Annotated in this window: 15 protein-coding genes; 4 read left to right on the top strand and 11 right to left on the bottom strand. The window is 72.4% G+C overall.

Annotated features, from left to right (window positions below):
- Positions 1 to 48: 48 nt before the first annotated feature.
- The gene (locus AHOG_RS03610) at positions 49 to 537 is read right to left on the bottom strand and encodes a hypothetical protein (RefSeq protein ID WP_093940093.1); all 489 of its coding nucleotides are present in this window, start codon (positions 535 to 537) and stop codon (positions 49 to 51) included.
- Positions 534 to 1,196: a DUF4129 domain-containing protein gene (locus tag AHOG_RS03605; RefSeq protein WP_093940092.1), complete on the bottom strand. Its 663-nt coding sequence runs from the start codon at positions 1,194 to 1,196 to the stop codon at positions 534 to 536. Before AHOG_RS03605 ends, AHOG_RS03610 begins: the two co-directional genes overlap by 4 nt.
- A 173-nt stretch (positions 1,197 to 1,369) precedes the next feature.
- On the opposite strand from AHOG_RS03605, the gene AHOG_RS03600 reads away from it, so the two are divergent.
- Positions 1,370 to 1,900, top strand: a complete 531-nt coding sequence (locus AHOG_RS03600; RefSeq protein WP_157736612.1) for a hypothetical protein — start codon at positions 1,370 to 1,372, stop codon at positions 1,898 to 1,900.
- 317 nt (positions 1,901 to 2,217) lie between these two features.
- Here the strand turns inward: AHOG_RS03600 and AHOG_RS03595 are convergent, their stop codons facing one another.
- Both AHOG_RS03595 and AHOG_RS03590 read right to left on the bottom strand, forming a co-directional pair.
- Complete coding sequence (locus AHOG_RS03595; RefSeq protein ID WP_093944114.1) at positions 2,218 to 2,967, bottom strand: uracil-DNA glycosylase; 750 nt, start codon at positions 2,965 to 2,967, stop codon at positions 2,218 to 2,220.
- A 59-nt stretch (positions 2,968 to 3,026) separates the two neighbouring features.
- Positions 3,027 to 3,554, bottom strand: a complete 528-nt coding sequence (locus AHOG_RS03590) for a DUF3995 domain-containing protein (protein ID WP_093940090.1) — start codon at positions 3,552 to 3,554, stop codon at positions 3,027 to 3,029.
- A 129-nt stretch (positions 3,555 to 3,683) separates the two neighbouring features.
- On the opposite strand from AHOG_RS03590, the gene AHOG_RS03585 reads away from it, so the two are divergent.
- The gene (locus tag AHOG_RS03585; protein WP_093940089.1) at positions 3,684 to 5,162 is read left to right on the top strand and encodes a S10 family peptidase; all 1,479 of its coding nucleotides are present in this window, start codon (positions 3,684 to 3,686) and stop codon (positions 5,160 to 5,162) included.
- A gap of 533 nt (positions 5,163 to 5,695) precedes the next feature.
- Complete coding sequence (locus AHOG_RS03580; RefSeq protein ID WP_093940088.1) at positions 5,696 to 6,655, top strand: Ppx/GppA phosphatase family protein; 960 nt, start codon at positions 5,696 to 5,698, stop codon at positions 6,653 to 6,655.
- An 809-nt stretch (positions 6,656 to 7,464) separates the two neighbouring features.
- Here AHOG_RS03580 and AHOG_RS03570 read toward each other — a convergent pair.
- The 4 genes from AHOG_RS03570 to eno all read right to left on the bottom strand — a co-directional run bounded on the left by AHOG_RS03570 (position 7,465) and on the right by eno (position 12,298).
- Complete coding sequence (locus tag AHOG_RS03570) at positions 7,465 to 8,988, bottom strand: lytic transglycosylase domain-containing protein (RefSeq protein ID WP_245856540.1); 1,524 nt, start codon at positions 8,986 to 8,988, stop codon at positions 7,465 to 7,467.
- Positions 8,989 to 9,926: 938 nt separating this feature from the next.
- The gene (locus AHOG_RS03565) at positions 9,927 to 10,466 is read right to left on the bottom strand and encodes a DUF501 domain-containing protein (RefSeq protein ID WP_093940086.1); all 540 of its coding nucleotides are present in this window, start codon (positions 10,464 to 10,466) and stop codon (positions 9,927 to 9,929) included.
- On the bottom strand, positions 10,463 to 10,912 hold the full coding sequence (locus AHOG_RS03560; protein WP_245856539.1) for an FtsB family cell division protein: 450 nt from the start codon (positions 10,910 to 10,912) through the stop codon (positions 10,463 to 10,465). The genes AHOG_RS03565 and AHOG_RS03560 overlap by 4 nt, the downstream gene beginning before the upstream one ends.
- A gap of 99 nt (positions 10,913 to 11,011) precedes the next feature.
- Complete coding sequence (eno, locus tag AHOG_RS03555) at positions 11,012 to 12,298, bottom strand: phosphopyruvate hydratase (RefSeq protein WP_093940084.1); 1,287 nt, start codon at positions 12,296 to 12,298, stop codon at positions 11,012 to 11,014.
- 373 nt (positions 12,299 to 12,671) lie between these two features.
- Here eno and AHOG_RS03550 point away from each other — a divergent pair, with 373 nt between their 5' ends.
- The gene (locus tag AHOG_RS03550; protein WP_093940083.1) at positions 12,672 to 13,049 is read left to right on the top strand and encodes a tetratricopeptide repeat protein; all 378 of its coding nucleotides are present in this window, start codon (positions 12,672 to 12,674) and stop codon (positions 13,047 to 13,049) included.
- Between the two features lie 1,139 nt (positions 13,050 to 14,188).
- Here the strand turns inward: AHOG_RS03550 and AHOG_RS03545 are convergent.
- From AHOG_RS03545 to AHOG_RS03535, 3 genes are all read right to left on the bottom strand, one after another.
- On the bottom strand, positions 14,189 to 15,136 hold the full coding sequence (locus AHOG_RS03545) for a lytic transglycosylase domain-containing protein (protein WP_093940082.1): 948 nt from the start codon (positions 15,134 to 15,136) through the stop codon (positions 14,189 to 14,191).
- A gap of 740 nt (positions 15,137 to 15,876) precedes the next feature.
- Positions 15,877 to 16,848: a lytic transglycosylase domain-containing protein gene (locus AHOG_RS29720; RefSeq protein WP_245856538.1), complete on the bottom strand. Its 972-nt coding sequence runs from the start codon at positions 16,846 to 16,848 to the stop codon at positions 15,877 to 15,879.
- Positions 16,849 to 16,982: 134 nt separating this feature from the next.
- Positions 16,983 to 17,759, bottom strand: coding sequence for a lytic transglycosylase domain-containing protein (locus AHOG_RS03535; protein ID WP_245856537.1), 777 nt, complete (start codon positions 17,757 to 17,759; stop codon positions 16,983 to 16,985).
- Positions 17,760 to 17,875: the final 116 nt, after the last annotated feature.

Raw genomic sequence — 17,875 nt, 5'->3', positions numbered from 1 at the left:
TCCCGGCTTCAGGGCCTCGTGCCCGCGGCGTCCCGACGGGCCCCGCCGTCACGACGGCCCGGCCCGGCCGTCGTCGAGCTCGGCGAGCAGTGCCGCGAGCACTCGAGGGGCGGGCAGCGTGGCGGCGGGGTCCGTCAGGAGCCGGTGCAGTCGGGGGTCCAGGGCGGCGACCGCCCTCGGGTCGTGGAGATCGGTCACGCCCGCGGTCTCGGGACGGCCGCGCAACGCGGTCAGCGCCACCGCGCGCAGCCGAGGCTGGAGCCTGGTGCGAAAGCGACGTCGATCCGCCGAGGCCTCCGTGAACCGACCGGCCAGCGTCGCCGCCTGCACGAAGCGGATCGAGTCCTCCGGCGGCCGCGTCGGCTGCCACACCGCCGCCGCGGTCCGTCCCACTCGCAGGCTCAACAGCAGCCAGCACAGCGGCGGCAGTGCCACCGCGACCGCCCAGCCCGCGGGAATGCCCGCGATCAGCACCAGCAGCAGCGCCGAGGCGGCCAAGAGCAGTACTCCGCCCACGAGGACGGCTCTCGGCTTCATCGGCGGGTCCGATCGGCGGTCCGAGCCGCGTCGTCCAAGGCCGCGGCCACCGCCGTCAACGCGGCGCGAGCCCGGACGACGTCGTCGGGAGAGGTCCGATACGCCGGGTCGAAGCGGGCACGGTGGTAGAGCGCCCGCAGCTCGGCGACCGGTGCCTCGGGCACGGCACGCGCCGCGACCAGTTCGGCGGCGAACTCGCTGGGCGTCTGCGGGGCGCGGCGGCGGGTTCCCGCCTCGGCCGCCGCCTGTTCGAACAGCCGCCAGGCCTCGACGACGCGGTCGCCAGGCGACCCGGCGGCCTGCTCGTCCAAGACGTGCAGTGCCGCCCGGACGCCGGCCGCCGACACGGACGCGCCTGCGGGCGACGGGTCGGCGGGCGGCTGCTCGTCGGGCGGAGCCTTCCTGCGCGGGCCGCGTACTCGGGTCCGACGGTTCGGCAGTCGGAAGGACAGCAGGATGCCGAGGAGACCGACGATCACCAGCACGAGGATCACCAGCAGGAACAGTCCGAATCCCGCGCCGATCCACTCGTTCGACTCCGGCCGGGGGGTGACCTCGTCGGCGTTCGGCGGGGCGGTGGTCGGTGCCTCGGTGGTCGCCGGGGGCGCCACGAGCCCGCCGTCGTAGGGGATCCCGCTGCGTCCTCGTGCCGCCGCCATGGCCACCAGGACGAAGCCGACGGCCGAGATCAGCAGGATGGGACGCGGTCTGATCAGCGGGCTCCGATCGTCGAACGAGTCCGGTCACTCTATCGCCCGAGGGCCGACTCCTCCGGCATGATCGGCGGCACGAGCGCGCGGCGTCGACCGCGCGAGGACGGGAGGTGGCTGCCGTGAGCCCAGCGTTGCCCGGTGATCCCGAGTATCTGCGCGTCGCGCGCGTCCTGCGGATCGTCGGGGTCGGCGAGGGCATCGCGGGGGTGGCGGCCCTGCTGGTCGGACTGTGGCTCGACTCGATGGTCACGATGATCATCGGCGGCGGGCTCGCGCTCAGCTTCGTCGCGCTCTCCTTCGTCACGGCGCGGCTTCGCCGCCCGCACGACGCCTACCTCGCCGAGCACCCCGATCCGGACCCGCCCGTGCTGCGCGAGGCCACCGGCGACGAGGAGGACGCGGACTGGTCCGCGCTCGACGTCGCCGGTCGCGATCGGCTGCTGTCGCTGGCGGTGGCGGCGCTGGCCGACGTGGGACTGGCACCCGAGCCTCGCCCGGACGCGACCGCCGTGGCCACCAGGGTGGGCGTGGTCGGCCTCGGCGCGCTGGTCGCCGACGTCCGGCATCGACCTCAGGGCGACTGGCCGGAGTCGGCACGGCGCTGGGCCCGCCGGGTCGAGGCGGCGCGCCGGCCGCCCTCCACCGACTGACGGCCGTCCCGCACGCCGGCCGCCGGGGCGGGCCGGCCTGGAACGGAACGGGACCGAGCCGAGACGCATCGAGGCGAGTCAGACCGGCTGAGCAGGGCTGACCGGGCCGAACCGGGCACGCGAGCACTCGGCACGGCGACGACCGGCGCCGGAACACCGGCGTTCGGCGACGGTGTCGGCGACGCCCGTGACGCGGCGAGGATCCGGTGCGGCACGCGGGCGGCGCTCGCCTGACCGCCCGCACGCGAACCGGCCGCACCACGGCCGGCAAGCCGACGTGCCTCGGGCCGACCCTCTCCGCCGTGCCCGGCCCCGCGTCACCCGGTCGTCGTGGCCAGTCCGGCGGCCTGTGCCGCCGAGGCGAGCACCGTCCGCAGCATCGGCGGCGTCAGCGTCCCGGTGAAGGTGTTCTGCTGGCTGACGTGGAAGCAGCCGAACACGGTGAGGTCGGACCCGCCGTCGCGGGCGGGAAGAACGATGCGCACGCCGTGGCCGAACTTCGGACGCGGCACCGGCACCTTCCAGTCCGCGGCGAGGATCGGGAACAACGTCCGCCAGGCGAACCCGCCCAACGCGAGGACCGCCCGTAGGCTGGGCCGCAGCAGCTCCAGTTCACGGCGCAGCCACGACCCGCAGCGATCGCGCTCGGCGGGCGTCGGCTTGTTGTCGGGCGGGGCGCAGTGCACCGGAGCGGTGATCCTGGTGCCGATCAACCGCAGGTCGTCGTCGCGGGCTGTGGAGACCGGCGCGGAGGCGAGTCCGACCTCGTACATGGCGGCGTAGAGGAAGTCCCCCGCCCGGTCGCCGGTGAACATCCGCCCGGTGCGGTTGCCGCCGTGGGCGGCCGGGGCGAGCCCCACGATCGCCAGCGGCGCGTCGTCGGCCCCGAAACCCGGCACCGGCCTGCCCCAGTAGGTCTGGTCGGCATAGGCACGACGACGGTCCCGCGCCACCTGTTCCCGCCACGCGACCAGGCGAGGGCAGGCGTCGCATCGGACGACGAGTTCGTCCAGCTCGGCGCGGCTGGTCACACCGGGCGCCAGCCTGCCGGGGTCCATGCGGCTCATCACAGCATCATCGCGGGTTCGCGGCACCGACGGCAGCGTCGGCCGGGTGCCCGGGGTGGTCAGGCCGCGACGTCCGCCGTCCGCGCGGTCCGTGCGTCCCGGCTCCGCCACAGGGCCGCCCCGAGCAGCAGGCCCCACGCCAGGAACCACGGGTCCCAGAGGAAGCCGTGCCAGGCGAGAGCCGTGCGATCGACATCGGGCCCCGCTTCCAGCACACCGCCGAGGACGAGCAGGGCGGCCCCGGTGAAGACCGCGCCGTAGAGCGTCAGCACCACGGAGGCCGCCCAGCCGAGGAAGCGCCCCAGCCTGCGCAGCGGCCGAGGAAGCGCGACGTACCGCAGGACCAGCGGTGTCACGGCCACCCCGAGCTTGACGAGCGCCGCCGCCCAGACGAGCAGGACGAGAACGGAGCCGTTCGTCTCCGTGGGAACCATCGCGCCCCCGGCGACGGTGTCCAGCAGCCAGGTCCCGCCCAGGCCCCAGTAGACGCTGAAGGCCGCATGGCCGAGGCCCACCGCAGCGGCGGCCCAGGACAGGACTCCCCCCGGGTGTCGACCGGCCGTCGAGCCGCTTCGCGGTGTCGCCATGAGGTGCCTCTCCTCGAGGTACGTTCCACGAACGAGAATGCCGCCGCTCGCCGCCTGGAGATCCTCGCAGACGACCGGTCGCCGACATTGACCCTTTGGACTGCTAACCACTTCTCGTAGGCTGCCGCCATGGCGAAGAAGGAGACAGCACACGACGTGGAGGCGGGCCCCGAGGCCGCGGCGGCAACACCCGTCGAGCCCACCGACGACCTGGTCACCACCAGTCACACCCTCGTCGCGGGCGGCAACGAGCTGGCGTACACCGCGACGGCGGGCCGGATCGTGCTGCGCGAGGAGGTGCACACCGACGGGAAGTTCGACGGCCACCAGGCCAAGGCCGAGGTGTTCGTCACGGCGTACACCCTCGACGGAGAACAGCCCGCGAACCGACCGATCACCTTCGCGTTCAACGGCGGTCCCGGCTCGTCCAGCGTGTGGCTCCACCTGGGCGTCCTCGGCCCGAAGCGCGTCGTCATGGGTGACGCGGGCGAACTGGCGCCCCCGCCCTACGGGCTGGCCGACAATCCGGAGTCGCTGCTGGTGCACAGCGACCTGGTGTTCATCGACCCGGTGTCCACCGGGTTCTCCCGCGCGATCAAGGGCGGCAAGCCCGCCGACTACCACGGCTTCCAGGGCGATCTGGAGGCCGTCGCCGAGGTCATCCGGCTGTGGACCACCCGTCACCAGCGCTGGATGTCGCCGAAGTACCTGGCGGGCGAGTCCTACGGCACGCTCCGGGCCGCCGCCCTCGCCGACCACCTCCAGAGCCGCTACGGCATGTACCTCAACGGGCTGCTGCTGATCTCCACGGTGCTGGACATGGGCACCATCCGCTTCCAGCCGGGCAACGACCAGCCTTATCCGCTGTTCCTGCCGACCTACGCGGCCATCGCGCACTACCACGGCCTGCACGGCGACCGCCCGCTGTCCGAGGTCGTCGCCGAGGCCGAGGACTACGCCGAACGCGACTACCCGTGGGCGCTGGCCAGAGGCAACCGGCTCAGTGACGAGGAGCGCGCCGAGGCGGTACGCCGGATCGCGAGCCTCAGCGGGCTGAGCGAGGACTACGTGGACCGGGTGAACCTGCGGATCGAACACATCCGCTTCTTCACGGAGCTGCTGCGACACCGCCGCCAGGTGGTGGGCAGGCTCGACGGCCGCTTCGTCGGCTGGGAGCCGGACTCCGGCGGCGAGATGTTCAGCGCCGACCCGAGCATGAACGCGATCGTCGGCCCGTACGGCGCCGCGCTGAACCACTACCTGCGTGCCGAGCTCGGTTACGAGAACGACCTGCCGTACGAGATCCTCACCCGCCGAGTCCAGCCGTGGTCGTACTCGGAGTTCGAGGGCTCCTTCGTCACGGTGGCGCCTCGGCTCTCCGCCGCGATGCGTGCCAATCCGCACCTGCGGGTCCACGTCGCCAACGGCTACCACGACGGGGCGACGCCGTACTTCGCCGCCGAGCACGTCTTCGCGCACCTGGAGATTCCGGCCGAACTCCAGGAGAACATCGAGTTCAAGTACTACGAGGCCGGGCACATGATGTACGTCCACGAGGCGAGCAGGCTCGCGCAGTCCGCCGACCTCGCGGAGTTCGTCACCCGCTGATCGTCGGGGGACCACCGACCCGTCCGACGCGGGCCGGTGGTCCCGGCGATGTCACGCGAACCCGCACGGCGGCTGCTCAACAGGCCGTCGGCCGCGGCGAGCGGGCGATCGGCGCGTAGGCAGGCAGGACGCACAGGGCAAGGGCCGGGACCGCCCAGACCGGACAGGCGGGCAGGAAACGAGGTGACCGGTGCTCACGCACAGGTGCACGGGCTGAGCAAAGCCGACTCTCGCGCGCCCGCACGCAAGCAGCTCGCCGAAGAAGCCGACCTTCTCGCCGGGTGGCCGGGCGGATCGGTCCGCAGGACCTCAGGCCTGGGCACCCGGTCGGCGGCCGCAGCGGTGCGGAACGGCGGGATGTCGCCACCGAACCAGCACACCCGCCGGGGACGTCTCTCCTCCGCTCTTCCCGCGCGGCTCGCACCAGCCGTGACACGAGGTCGAACCGCTCGAACGCGCGATCCCGACCAGGGCCGGCATCCCGAGACAGGGGACACTGTCGAAGGACGTGAACCGACGAAGGAGGAGCCGCGATGGCCCGGGTCGCTGCGATCGACTGCGGTACCAATTCGATCCGACTGCTCATCGCGGACGCGACGCGAGCCGACGGGGGCCGCCCGATCCTGCACGACGTGCGGCGGGAGATGCGCATCGTCCGGCTCGGTCAGGGTGTCGACGCGACCGGCCGCCTCGCACCGGAGGCCCTCGAACGGACCCGGGTGGCCCTCGCCGAGTACGCCGAGTGGATCCGCGACTCCGGCGTCGACCGGGTGCGGATGACGGCCACCTCGGCGACTCGCGACGCCGCCAACCGCGAGGACTTCTTCTCGATGGTGCGGGCGACGCTCGGAGTGGACGCCGAGGTGATCTCCGGCGACGAGGAGGCCCGGCTGTCCTTCGTCGGGGCCGTCGGGGATCTGTCCGCCGAGCAGGGTCCGTTCGTGGTCGCCGACGTGGGCGGCGGCTCGACCGAACTGGTCTACGGCACGTGGGACGGCGTCCGCGCCGACGTCGTCGCCGCCCGATCGGTCGACGTCGGCTGCGTGCGGCTCACCGAGCGGTGCCTGCACTCGGACCCGCCCGCCGAGTCCGAGGCCGCCGAGGCCCGACGAGTCGCCGCCGCGATCCTGTCCGAGGCGTTCGACGACGTCGACGTCCGCGATGCCCGGACCTGGGTCGGCGTCGCGGGCACGGTGACCACGCTGTCCGCGATCGCACAGGGCCTCAAGGAGTACGACCCGACGCGCATCCACCTCTCCGAGCTGTCCACCGGACAGATCGAGCAGACCACCGCGGACCTCGTGGCCGCGAGCCATCCGGAACGCGCCGCCATCCCGTCGATGCATCCCGGCCGCGTCGACGTCATCGCGGGCGGCGCGATCGTGGTGGCGACGCTGGCCGAGGAGATCGCCGCGCGCGCGGGCATCGATCGGCTGACCGTCAGCGAGCACGACATCCTGGACGGCATCGCCCTGTCCCTCGCGGAGGGCTGAGCGACGACGGGCGGCGGTCGAGTCCGGGAGGACTCGCCATCGGCCGGGGAGGCCCGCGACGCCACCGAGCGAAACAGCCTCGCGAGCAGGCACCAGCAGGCCAGGCCTGTCTCCGAGGAAGCGTTCGATCCGGGTGTCGAAGTCCGTGGAGAGGAGACGGCCGTCGGCGTCGGCCGCGTACTGGCCCACGACGCCGGCCGACCCGGCGCCCCGGTGTCCACCAGACGGCTGTAGCCGAGCACCACCGAGCCGGGGACGGGTTCGCCTCGGCGCCCCGCCGCCGATGACGGGACGTCGTTCGCCGGCCGCCGACTTCGAGCGCTCCTCCGACCGGCGAGGCTCGGGCGCGGCACCCGCGCGGCACTCGCATCGTCGTCCGAGCGTGGGTCAGAGTCCGGTACTTCGTCGAGGCGTGGTGACGTCACCGAGGGCACGTCGGCCGCACCGAAGCCGGACCGCGGTTCCGCCATCGCCGTCCCGACGGGCGCGCATCACCTCCGCCGCCAACACCACCCGGCCGAGCGGGCCGCCGCGCGACACCGGGCCGGACACAGCCCGAGGCGCCATCCCGGCGGGCAGGCCCGCGACACCGCCGACGCTCACCGGCCCGCGACACCGCCGACCCGAACAGGATCGGCGCGGGCGCGGCGGGCGTCGCCGATGCGCGAGGCGCCCGCCACCGACCCGGCAGGATCGTCGTCCTCGGTGCGCTGTGAGAACTCCTCAGCCGTGCTCCACCCGGAGTGACGGCCCAGGACCGCCGGAGCGGGCCCGGACTGCGCCGCCCCGAGTGTGCGGATGCCCGGGTGTCAGCGGCGCGGGAGCCGCGACATGGTCTTGCGGGACGCCGAGGAGACCGTGGCCGCGACGGAGCCCTGCGGCGCCGAGCTCGAGCCCGGTTCGGTGGGCGGCTCGGTGGGATCGGTGGACTCGCACTCCGTCGGCGGCTCCGTCGGCTCCTCGGTGGTCGTCGACTCCCCCGACTCGGTGGTCTCCGGGTCGCTCGGCGCCTCGGGATCGCAGGGGGCGCACGGGTCGTCCGGGGCGGGCGGCTCCGCGGTCTCGTCCCCGTCCGGGTTCTCCGGATTCTCGGGGTCCTCCGGGTCCGTGGTCGGCGGCTCGCACGGTTCCGTCGGATCCGTGGGGTCGGTCGGGTCCGTGGGGTCGGTCGGGTCCGTGGGGTCGGTCGGGTCCGTGGGGTCGGTCGGGTCGGGCGTCCACGGCGGCTGCGGCGTGGTGGTGGTCGGCGGCCGGGGCTCCTCCGAAGAGGACGGCGGCTGCTCCGATGACGACGGCGGGCGCTCCGATGACGAGGGCGGCTGCGGCGGGTTCGGCGGCGCGGGCGGCCGGTTCGGCGCGTCCGGTCGGTTCGACGGCGGGTTCGACGGCGGGTTCGGGTCGGAACCACCGCCCGGACCGCGCGGCGGCGGCGTGACGTTCTCCAGCGGGTTCACCCCCGCGGCGTAGGCCCGCGCCCAGTACAGGACGTTGGCCACGTAGACGTCGGACCGGTTGTAGCGGAAGATCGCGGTGCGCAACTGTGCGTCGTCCCGCAGGTTCAAGCCGCCGGAGCACAGGTACCGGCCCGCGGCCAGCGATGCGTCGAACACGTTGTGCGGATCGGACACCCCGTCGCCGTTGCCGTCCGAGGCGTAATGCGCCCAGGTGGACGGGATGAACTGCATGGGCCCGACGGCGCGGTCCCACACGGGGTCACCGTCGAGCCTGCCGCCGTCGGTGTCGCGGATGGCCGCGACGCCGGGTCCGCCGTTGAGCTGCAGCCCGATGATCGGCGACAGGGTCGTGCCCTCGGCGTCGACCATGCCGTGCCGCGCGTGATTGGACTCGATCCGGCCGATGCCCGCCAGCAGGGACCACTCGATCCCGCAGCCCGGCATCGTCTCGGCCAGCGTGTCCTCGGCGGCGAGATACGCCTCTAGGACGATTCCGGGAATGCCTCTGGCATGCACGCCGGGGCCGATCACCGACGCACCGTCGTCGTCCCGTGAACCGGGCCCGCCCGAGGAGGCCTGGCTGTACTCGGGGCTGATGTGCGTACCGCCCGGCAGCCTGCCGCCGACCCCGTAGCCGCCGCCGTCGTCGGGATGACGCAACAGGTTGATCAGACTGTCCACATCGGACAGCGCGAGTTCTGTGACGTCGTCGTCCTGCCGGGAGAGGCCGGGTGAGGAGTCGACAGCGCCGAGCGTCGCGGGCAACAGCATCGCGGCGAACAACACGGCGGCCGACGCGAGCTTGTGGCGCGGCCTTCGCCGCGACCACCACCAGGTGCGGGTCGCATCGCCGTCAACCTGCTGCGCCGGGGTTGTCACCAGGACTGCACCTTCCTCGCGCGCCGAGCCGATCACCGAAGACACCGAGTATTTCAGCTCACCGGGCGGCGGTTCTCAACCTTCGGCAGAAGAACCGACTGCCCGGCGACCAGGAATCGTCACCGAGCGGACACCCGGAGGGAACAGTCGCACACGCCCGGGCGTGGCTCGAATGATCTCATCACATCGTCGGAGCCGTCTGCTCACGGTGAAGTGGCGCTCCTGGACGCGCCGTCAGGCGACCCTCTGACACGGGCGTCGTCCCACGCCGACGTCGGGCCTCGCTCTCGACCGTCGACCAAGGACTCGGCAGACTCCGAGGCGTTCGCCCGTTCCACCCGACGACCGTGCGGCGACCGGGTGGCGGCTCTCTGCCGGTCGACGACCGCTGGCGAGAAGCCACGGCGGCGGGCCGCCCAAGCACCTCAGCGGCGGGCCGCCCAAGCATCCCAGCGGCAGACCGCACAGGCATCCCAGCAGCAGACCGCCCAAGCACCACGGTGGCAGACCGCCCAGGCATCCCAGCAGCAGACCGCCCAAGCACCACGGTGGCAGACCGCCCAGGCATCAGCAGGCCGCCTCGGCGTCTGAGGCCATGGTGATCGTCATCAGCCGTCGGCGTGGTGCGGCGTTCCAGCCCTGCGGCTCCAGACGACCCGGTTCTCCCCAGGAGACCCGGTTCTCTCCAGGATGGGCGCGTCGAAGCGCGGGGGTCGGTGGACGCTCGGCGCCCCTGCGATGCCCGGGCCACCGCACGAGGACGACGTCGAAGCCCGACCGGCCCGCACCCACGCCTGCACGGGCGGACACAGCCGATCACGCGGCTGCCCGGTCCGCCGTCGCTGCCGGGCCACCGGCGTGAGGCGGAGGCGGAAGCGGAAGCGGAAGCGGAAGCGGAAGCGGAAGCGGAAGCGGAAGCGGAAGCGGTCAGAACGTGCTCAGGACACGCCGGAATCCTCGCCGCCGGAGGTAGCCGCGCAGTCGCCCGCAGGCCACGACTCGGCGAGCCGATCCAGCACCTCGTCCCCGAACGGATTCACACCGGGGCCGACAGCCAGTCGGTGAGCCAGATGCACGTGCAGACACTTGACCCGCGTCGGCATCCCGCCCGCGCTCACGTCGGTGCCCAACGGCTCGATCGCGTCGCGCTGCGCCAGATAAGAGGCGTGCGCCCGCTGATACGCGACCGCCAGCTCCGGGTCGGTGTCGAGACGCTCGGTCATCTCCCGCATCAGCCCCGACGTCTCCAGCGTGCTGGCGAGGCTGGTGAGCCGGGGGCACGTCAAGTAGTAGAGCGTCGGGAACGGGCTGCCGTCCTCCAGCCGCGGGCTGGTCAGCACGACCGCCGGATGCCCGCTGGGGCAACGGGCGGCCACCGCCAGCAGCCCGCGCGGCGTCCTGCCGAGCTGAGCGGCGACAGCGGCGCGATCGCCGTCCGTGGCCCTCGTCGCTCCGGGCACCGATGATCCGACGCTCATTCCCCGCCTCCCGTGATGGAACGCCACAGCCTGGCGAACCAGGGCGCGTCCTGTTGCTCCGGCTGTTGATCGGCGGAGTTCTCCGCCTGTTCTCGCAGCTCAGCTGGGAGCTGCACGATGTAGGGCGTCTCGCCGGGCCGCACGTAGCGCAGCCGGCGCCTGGCCTCGGCCTCGATGTGGGCGGGATCGGAGAGCTGGTCGCGACGCTGCTCCAGCTCCCCGCGCTCCTGCTCCAGCCTGCTGCGCAGCTCGGCTGCCTCGGTCATCTCGGCCTGCTGCGTGAAATAGGTGCGCAGCGGCACGGCCACGCTCAACGCCAGCGCGCACACCACCAACGCGAGGATGGCCGCGCGGCGGGTGGACGCGAGCCCGAACGCGCCGCCGGTGCCGGTACGCCGGTTCACACGGCGACGGACCCGGCGGCGCAGGGTGCTGGCGATGTTCACCTGTCTGGTCCTGGTGGTGCGCCGGGCGCGATCGGCCGACCGCGTCGGCGAGGACTCGCCTCGTCCACGCGGTCGGTCCCGCTCGCGCCTGGCCATGCCTCAGGCTCCCGGAGTGAAGCGGGGGAAGGCAAGCTCCCCGGCGTACCGCGCGGCGTCGCCCAACGCCTCCTCGATCCGCAGCAGCTGGTTGTACTTGGCGACCCGCTCGCTGCGAGCCGGAGCGCCGGTCTTGATCTGACCGCTGCCCACGGCCACCGCGAGGTCGGCGATGGTGGTGTCCTCGGTCTCGCCGGACCGGTGGCTCATCATCGTCTTGAAGCCGTTGGAGTGGGCCAGGCTCACCGCGTCGAGCGTCTCGGTGAGCGTGCCGATCTGGTTGACCTTGACCAGCATCGCGTTGGCCGCGCCCTCATCGATGCCGCGTGCGAGCCGCTCCGGGTTGGTGACGAACAGGTCGTCGCCGAGGATCTGCACCTTGTCGCCGATCTCGGTGGTCAGGTGGGTCCAACCCTCCCAGTCGTCCTCGGACAGCGGGTCCTCGATCGAGACCAGCGGGTAGGCGGCGACCAGCTCCGCGTAGTACGCCGACAGCTCCTGCGCGGAGAGGGTGCGCTTCTCGAAGGTGTAAGCACCGTCGGAGTACAGCTCGGTGGCCGCCACGTCCAGGGCGAGGACGACGTCCCGACCCGGACGGTAACCCGCCTTCTCGATGGCCGTGGTGATCAGGTCCAACGCCTCGCGGTTGCTGCCGAGGTCCGGGGCGAAACCGCCCTCGTCGCCCAGGCCGGTGGCCAGCTGCTTGCTCTTGAGCACCGACTTCAGCGAGTGGTAGACCTCCGCGCCCCAGCGCAGCGCCTCGCGGAAGGACTCCGCGCCGATCGGCGCGATCATGAATTCCTGGACGTCCACGTCGTTGTCGGCGTGGGCGCCGCCGTTGAGGATGTTGAACATCGGCACCGGAAGCAGGTGCCCGTTCGGCCCGCCGACGTAACGGAACAGCTCCAGGCCGCTGGAGTCCGCCGCGGCCTTGGCCACCGCCAGCGAGACGCCCAGCGTGGCGTTGGCGCCGAGCCGCGACTTGGCCGGGGTGCCGTCCAGGTCGATGAGCTTCTGGTCGACGATCCGCTGCTCCATGGCCTCGAGGCCGGTCAGCTCCGGGCCGATCTCGTCGAGCACCGCCGTGACGGCCTTCTCGACGCCCTTGCCGTTGTACCGGGCCTTGTCGCCGTCCCGAAGCTCGACGGCCTCGTGCTCTCCGGTGGAGGCGCCGGAGGGCACCGCCGCACGGGCCACCGTGCCGTCGTCCAGTGCGACCTCGACCTCGACGGTGGGGTTGCCGCGCGAGTCGAGGATCTCTCGGGCGCCGACCTGTTCGATGACTGCCACCTGTGCTCCTCACCCTGAGTGAAACTGATCGGCGTCGAGCCTAGCCCGCGAGTGGTCCGGGGCTGCCGAAGGCAGGCGTCTCACCCGCCACGGCCGCCCTTAGGCGCAGGTCCAGGCCGGGTGATCGATCAAGTGTGCCCCCTGGTCATCGGGTGCGCCACGCTGTGCGGGCACCGGGCCTCGAACGGACGACGGTCCGCCGCGTGCACGGGCGTCCACAGCGCCCCACGGCGGCCCCGCACCGACCGCTCCCCGAACCGGTGCGTCCCGGTCGAACAGCCGAAGAGACCACTCCGGGTGACCGCTGCCCCACCCCAGGCCCACCGGATGGCGGACGTGGAACAGCGCCGGCCCGCGTAGCGTTGAGTCGACCATGAGTAGCGAGGACATCTTCGACGCCTTCCGCCGGGCCGAGGCGCTGCTCGCCGATCGGCGCCCGCTGGAGGCGCTGCGCGCGCTGCGTCCGGTGCTGGCCGAGAACCCCGCCGCCCGCAGCGTCCAACTTCTCGCGGGCCGGGCCTATCTGCACACCGCCCAGTTCCACCGGGCCGAGGCGGCCTTCACGACCGCCCTCGAGCTCGATCCCGCCGACCACTACGCACGCCTGGCCCTCGGCCGCACGCTACAACGACAGGGCAGACTCACCGAGGCGCTGGCACAGATCCGCATGGCTGCGGCGATGCATCCGACGCCCGAGTATCAGGACGCGCTGGGCGAGGTCAGCGCGCGCGTCGCCCTTCAGGACCGCTGAGCCTTCAGCACCATCGCCCGTCAGCATCACCGGGCCTGTCAGCACCATCGGGCCCGTCAGCACCACCGGGCCCGTCAGCACCACCGGGCACCGGCCGACACCCGGAGCCCACGGCTCCGGGTGTCGCGTCCAGCGCCGAGGGCGGGGCTGAAGAACTGAGGTCACGATCCGACGTCCCACCGCCGCGGTCCATGACCAAGGCCGGACCGACAGCCGGGCACGACCATCAGAAGCCGACATCGGGCGCCGGGCGACGCCGGCGCCCTCGTGCTTCGCTCTGAGCGGGAGAGCGTCTTCCCGGAGTCAGCGAGAACGCGGTCTTCGAGCCACGCCGGCCGAGACGGAGCAGCAAGACGGCCCGCAACGACGGGTCTGCGTGCGGGCCGGCAGGCATCCCGGCCAACCCGCCCCGACACGCCGACGGTGCGACGCACGCCCTCGCCGTCCCCCGGGGCCGCCCCACACCCCCACGGGTGAGAGCCGACGTCATCCCCCTGCCACCAACCTCGGCCGATCGTCTTCACACCGGGAGCGATCCGACCTCCACCCGCATGAAAGGCACGTCCCCTGCTCCCGTTCACCAGACAGCCGTCGATCGATCTCCAGATACGTGGAGAAGCATCCGGGCCGATCCTTCCGCGCCCGCCGGAGTCCGACCCGACCCACGTGTGTGGCGAGCACGCCGTGGAGTTCGCGTACAGACATCGTCTCGCCGACCGACCTCCACGTGTGCGGCGAGCACCGTCGGTGTTCCGCGCACGGGTCCGCGGCCGGGGCCGGCCCCTCACGTGTGTGGAGAGCAGCCCTTCGTGACCTCGGTGTTCAGGAACCGGTTCCACCGTTCTCGTTGCCGTGCACGAATACGGATTCCACACCCTCGCGGAGTTGCGCGCCTTCGTCCGGACGAGTCGGCATCCGCGCAGGCCGCTGGCACAGGGAGGGAGGCATGGGACAGCGCCGCCTGCGGCGGGCGCGTCGCCCCACCAGAGTGACGGGCACCCACGCTCGATCAACCGACTCTCCCTCCGCCCTCGGCTCGCGACCGCGCGGGCGATCGGGTCGTCCGCCTCCGCGTGCCGGGCCCCTACGGGCCTCGCGCTCCGTCTGATGTCGACACTGCGTCGACCTCGATGGTCCGGTCACTCCTCGGGGACATAACCGGCATAGGTCTCGGCCAGGTTGAAGACCCGCTGTCCGTAGTCGACGGAGTTGTTGTAGGTCAGGACCGCCGACCACCAACCCGTCGGGGTGTTCAGGTCACGGCCCTCGGAGCAGAGGTAGGTGGCCGCCGACAGCGCCGCGTCGTCGATGTTCTGCGGGTCGGCCACGCCGTCGCCGTTCCCATCGCGGCCGTACAGCTCCCAGGTGGTCGGCAGGAACTGCACCGGACCCATCGCCCGATCCCAGACGTCGTCACCGTCCAGCTCGCCGCCGTCGGTGTCGGGAATCGCCATCACGCCGGGCGAGCCGTCCAGCGGCGGGCCGTAGATCGGGATCGTCGGCCTGCCGTCCTCGCCGAGTTCGGCTCCTGCGAACCGACCGTGGTCGGACTCGACACGGCCGATCCCGATCAACATCGTCCAGGAGACACCGCACGAAGGCTGCTCCACCCGCAGGTGCGCGTCGGCGTTCGCATAGGCCCGCAACGCCCGGGGCGGCGCGTCGATGACCGTGGCCATGTCCCGAGCCCACACGTCCAGCGGGTTCGACGACGTCTCGACGGACTGCTCGGTGTCGCCGGGCTCGCCCTGCGCCGACGGGGGCTCCTCGCCGTCGCCGCCGGTACCGATGGACTCGAGATCCGGGGCGGGCACTGCGGCGGGCTGCGGTATCGACACTTCCGGCTGGACGGGCGCGGGCGTCACCGGTACCCGAGGCGGCGCGGGCGGCGGACGCTGCATCTCGAGGCCGTGGTCTGGCTCCGGCTCCGGCTCGGGAGTGACCCGTTCGCTGTTGACGGCCCAGATGGTGAGGCCGATGAAGCCCACCAGGATCACGAAGACGAGCAGGCCGCCGATCACCGCCGCCCACCGCAGAGGGTAGGACGACGGCCCGATCTCTCGAAGAAAGGACCTGATATCGGCCATATCGCGAGGCTACGACGCGACCGATATGCCCGATTACCTCCGGATCGACAGTCAGGCACGAAGACGATCGACACCCGCCAGGAGCGACGACGGAAACGTGATACAGGACACGCGAGCCGTCCGTGACTTCCACGACATCATCGGACACCGAGAGTCATCCACACGCCTGGCATCACGCCACACCGGGCGATCCACGCGGCCCCGGCCGCGGAAATTCCAGCACCCCGCATGCCGTCGCCGGACGAGTGTCCGAGGATCTACGCCCGACGCGCATCATCGATACAGCCGCATCACTCGGGCATGCGTGCACTCCTGATTCCACACGGGAAGCGGCAGCCGCAGAAGGTCGAGAACACCACGATCCGCACAGGCGCCTCATCGCCGAGTCCGCGACAGCGGCCGGGACGGAGACAGCAGTGGGGACGGCGACCGCGGCGGGGACGGCGAGGACGACGACGGCCATGGAGCGGGCGAGCGCCATCAGGACGGTGATCGCCACGAGGGCGGTGAGCACGTGAATGACCATGACACGACTATCGAACACATGTTCTATCAAGGCAAGATATCGATCGGGTGGTGTGCCCCGCACGGACCGCGCCACGCCCGCCCGAGCTCCCGCCCCCAGCGCCCATCGCTCGCCGCAGCACGAGCCCGCCCCGTCGACCCACCAGGCCCGCCCGGCCCATCACCGGCGCGGCGGCCCTAGCCACCAGCGCCTCCTCCGGCCCGCCGGGGCGACGTCACGACTCGCCGCCGTCCTCCGCCGGCTCCTCCGCCAGGCTGTAGCCCGCATAGGTCTCGGCGAGGCCGAACACCCGCCTGCCGTAGTCCACGGAGTTGTTGTAGGTCAACACCGCCGACCACCAGCCGTCCCCGGTGTTCAGATCCCGTCCGGCGGAACAGAGGTAGGTGGCCGCCGACAGCGCCGCGTCGTCGATGTTCTGCGGGTCGGCCACGCCGTCGCCGTCGGCGTCCCGGCCGACCAGCTCCCAGGTGGTGGGGAGGAACTGCATCGGTCCCACCGCCCGATCCCAGACGTCGTCACCGTCCATCTCGCCGCCGTCGGTGTCGGGGATCGCCATCACGCCGGGCGAGCCGTCCAGTGGCGGGCCGTAGATCGGAATCGTCGGCCTGCCGTCCTCGCCGAGCTGGGCGCCGCCGAATCGGCCGTGGTCGGACTCGACACGCCCGATGCCGACGAGCGTGGTCCAGGACAGCCCGCAGTCGGGCTGCTCGGCCCGCAGCCGGGCCTCGGCATTGGCATAGGCCCGCAACGCCCGGGGCGGCGCGTCGACGACCGTGGCCATGTCCCGAGCCCAGGCTTCCAGCGGATCCCGTCGCTCCAGCGCGGACTCCTCGCCTGCGCCGTCCGCTGTGGACTCCTGGTCTTCCTGCTCCGCCTCCGCGCCGGACTCGGCGGCGCCCTCGATGACCGCGAGGTCGGGCGCGGGCACCACGGCCTGGGGCGGGGCGGCCTCGCTGGGCTCGACCGGCGCCGGGGTCACCGGGACCCTCGCCGGGCGTGCCGGTCCGGTGTCGAAGTCCACGTCCAGGGCGAATCGGTCGCTGCTGACGAACCATAAGCCGAGGGCGATGAAGCCCCCGACGAACCCGAGTACCAGCAGCCCGCCGACGAGACCCGGCCATCTCGACCTGCGACGAGCGGACGGCTTCGGTGTGGGCGTGCTGGCCTGCGACCAGAAGTCGGACACCCGCTCAGGCTACGGGGCGCCGGGATGCCCGGACTGCCACCGGGCCGGAACGGCTGCCGCGCCCGCCGACCGACGGCTGAGGACGCCGCCGCGTCCGACGATGCCCTTTCCGACGCGGCGGCGGACCGAGGTGCTCAGTCGTTGGCCAGTACCGCGCGACTCATCCGGCCGTACTCCTCGCCCTGCGCCAACACCGCCTCGGCGTAGCTGCGGCTTTCGTTATAGGTCAGCACCGCCCGCCACCAGCCGGTCGAGTCCGTGAGGTCGCCGCCCGCGTGGCACAGGTATCGCGCGGCGGTCAGCGCGGCGTCGTCGAGGTCCTGCGGATCGGCCACGCCGTCGCCGTCGGCGTCGGCGCCCCAGCGCTTCCAGGTCGTCGGAATGAACTGCATCGGTCCGACGGCCCGGTCGTAGACGGTGTCGCCGTCCAGCTCGCCGCCGTCGGTGTCCCGGATCTCCTTGACTCCGGGGCCCCCGTCGAGCGGAAGACCGATGATCGGCGTCGACGGACGACCGGTGTCGTCGAGGGTGGCCCCGCCGAAGCGGCCGTGATTGGACTCCGACAGGCCGATCCCGGCCAACACGGTCCAGGTGACGCCGCAGCCGGGGTTCTCCAGCCGGACGACCTGGGCCGCGTACCCGTAGGCCTCCAGGGCCGCCCTCGGGATGTTGAGCGGATCCGCCAGGCTGTCCGCCCAGTCGGCGAGCTGCTCCTGCGGCCGCTCGTCGAGCAGCATGGGTCGCAGGTGGTCGACCGGGATCACCTCCGGCACCTCGGCTCCCCGGTCCGGCGGCGCGGTCCGAGGCATCTCCAGCGCCATGGCCTGGAGGCGATCGCCTTCGGCCCGGTCGGGAGCGCTCATCATGTTGACCACGACGGCGATGACCGCCAGACCGACGCCTGCGACCACGAACCGGGTCCAGCGTCCTCGAGCGGGTGGCTCGGGTGACGGTTCCGGCTCTGTCGACGAGACCGACATGAGTACGTCCTCCTAGTCCGCCGCAGGGTGTATGCCCGGCTCCATTC

Origin of the sequence: Actinoalloteichus hoggarensis, from assembly GCF_002234535.1 — a bacterium.
Taxonomy (GTDB): Bacteria; Actinomycetota; Actinomycetes; order Mycobacteriales; family Pseudonocardiaceae; genus Actinoalloteichus_A; species Actinoalloteichus_A hoggarensis.
Note: the sequence above shows the minus strand (reverse complement) of the source record. Positions and strands in the feature narration are given on the sequence as shown.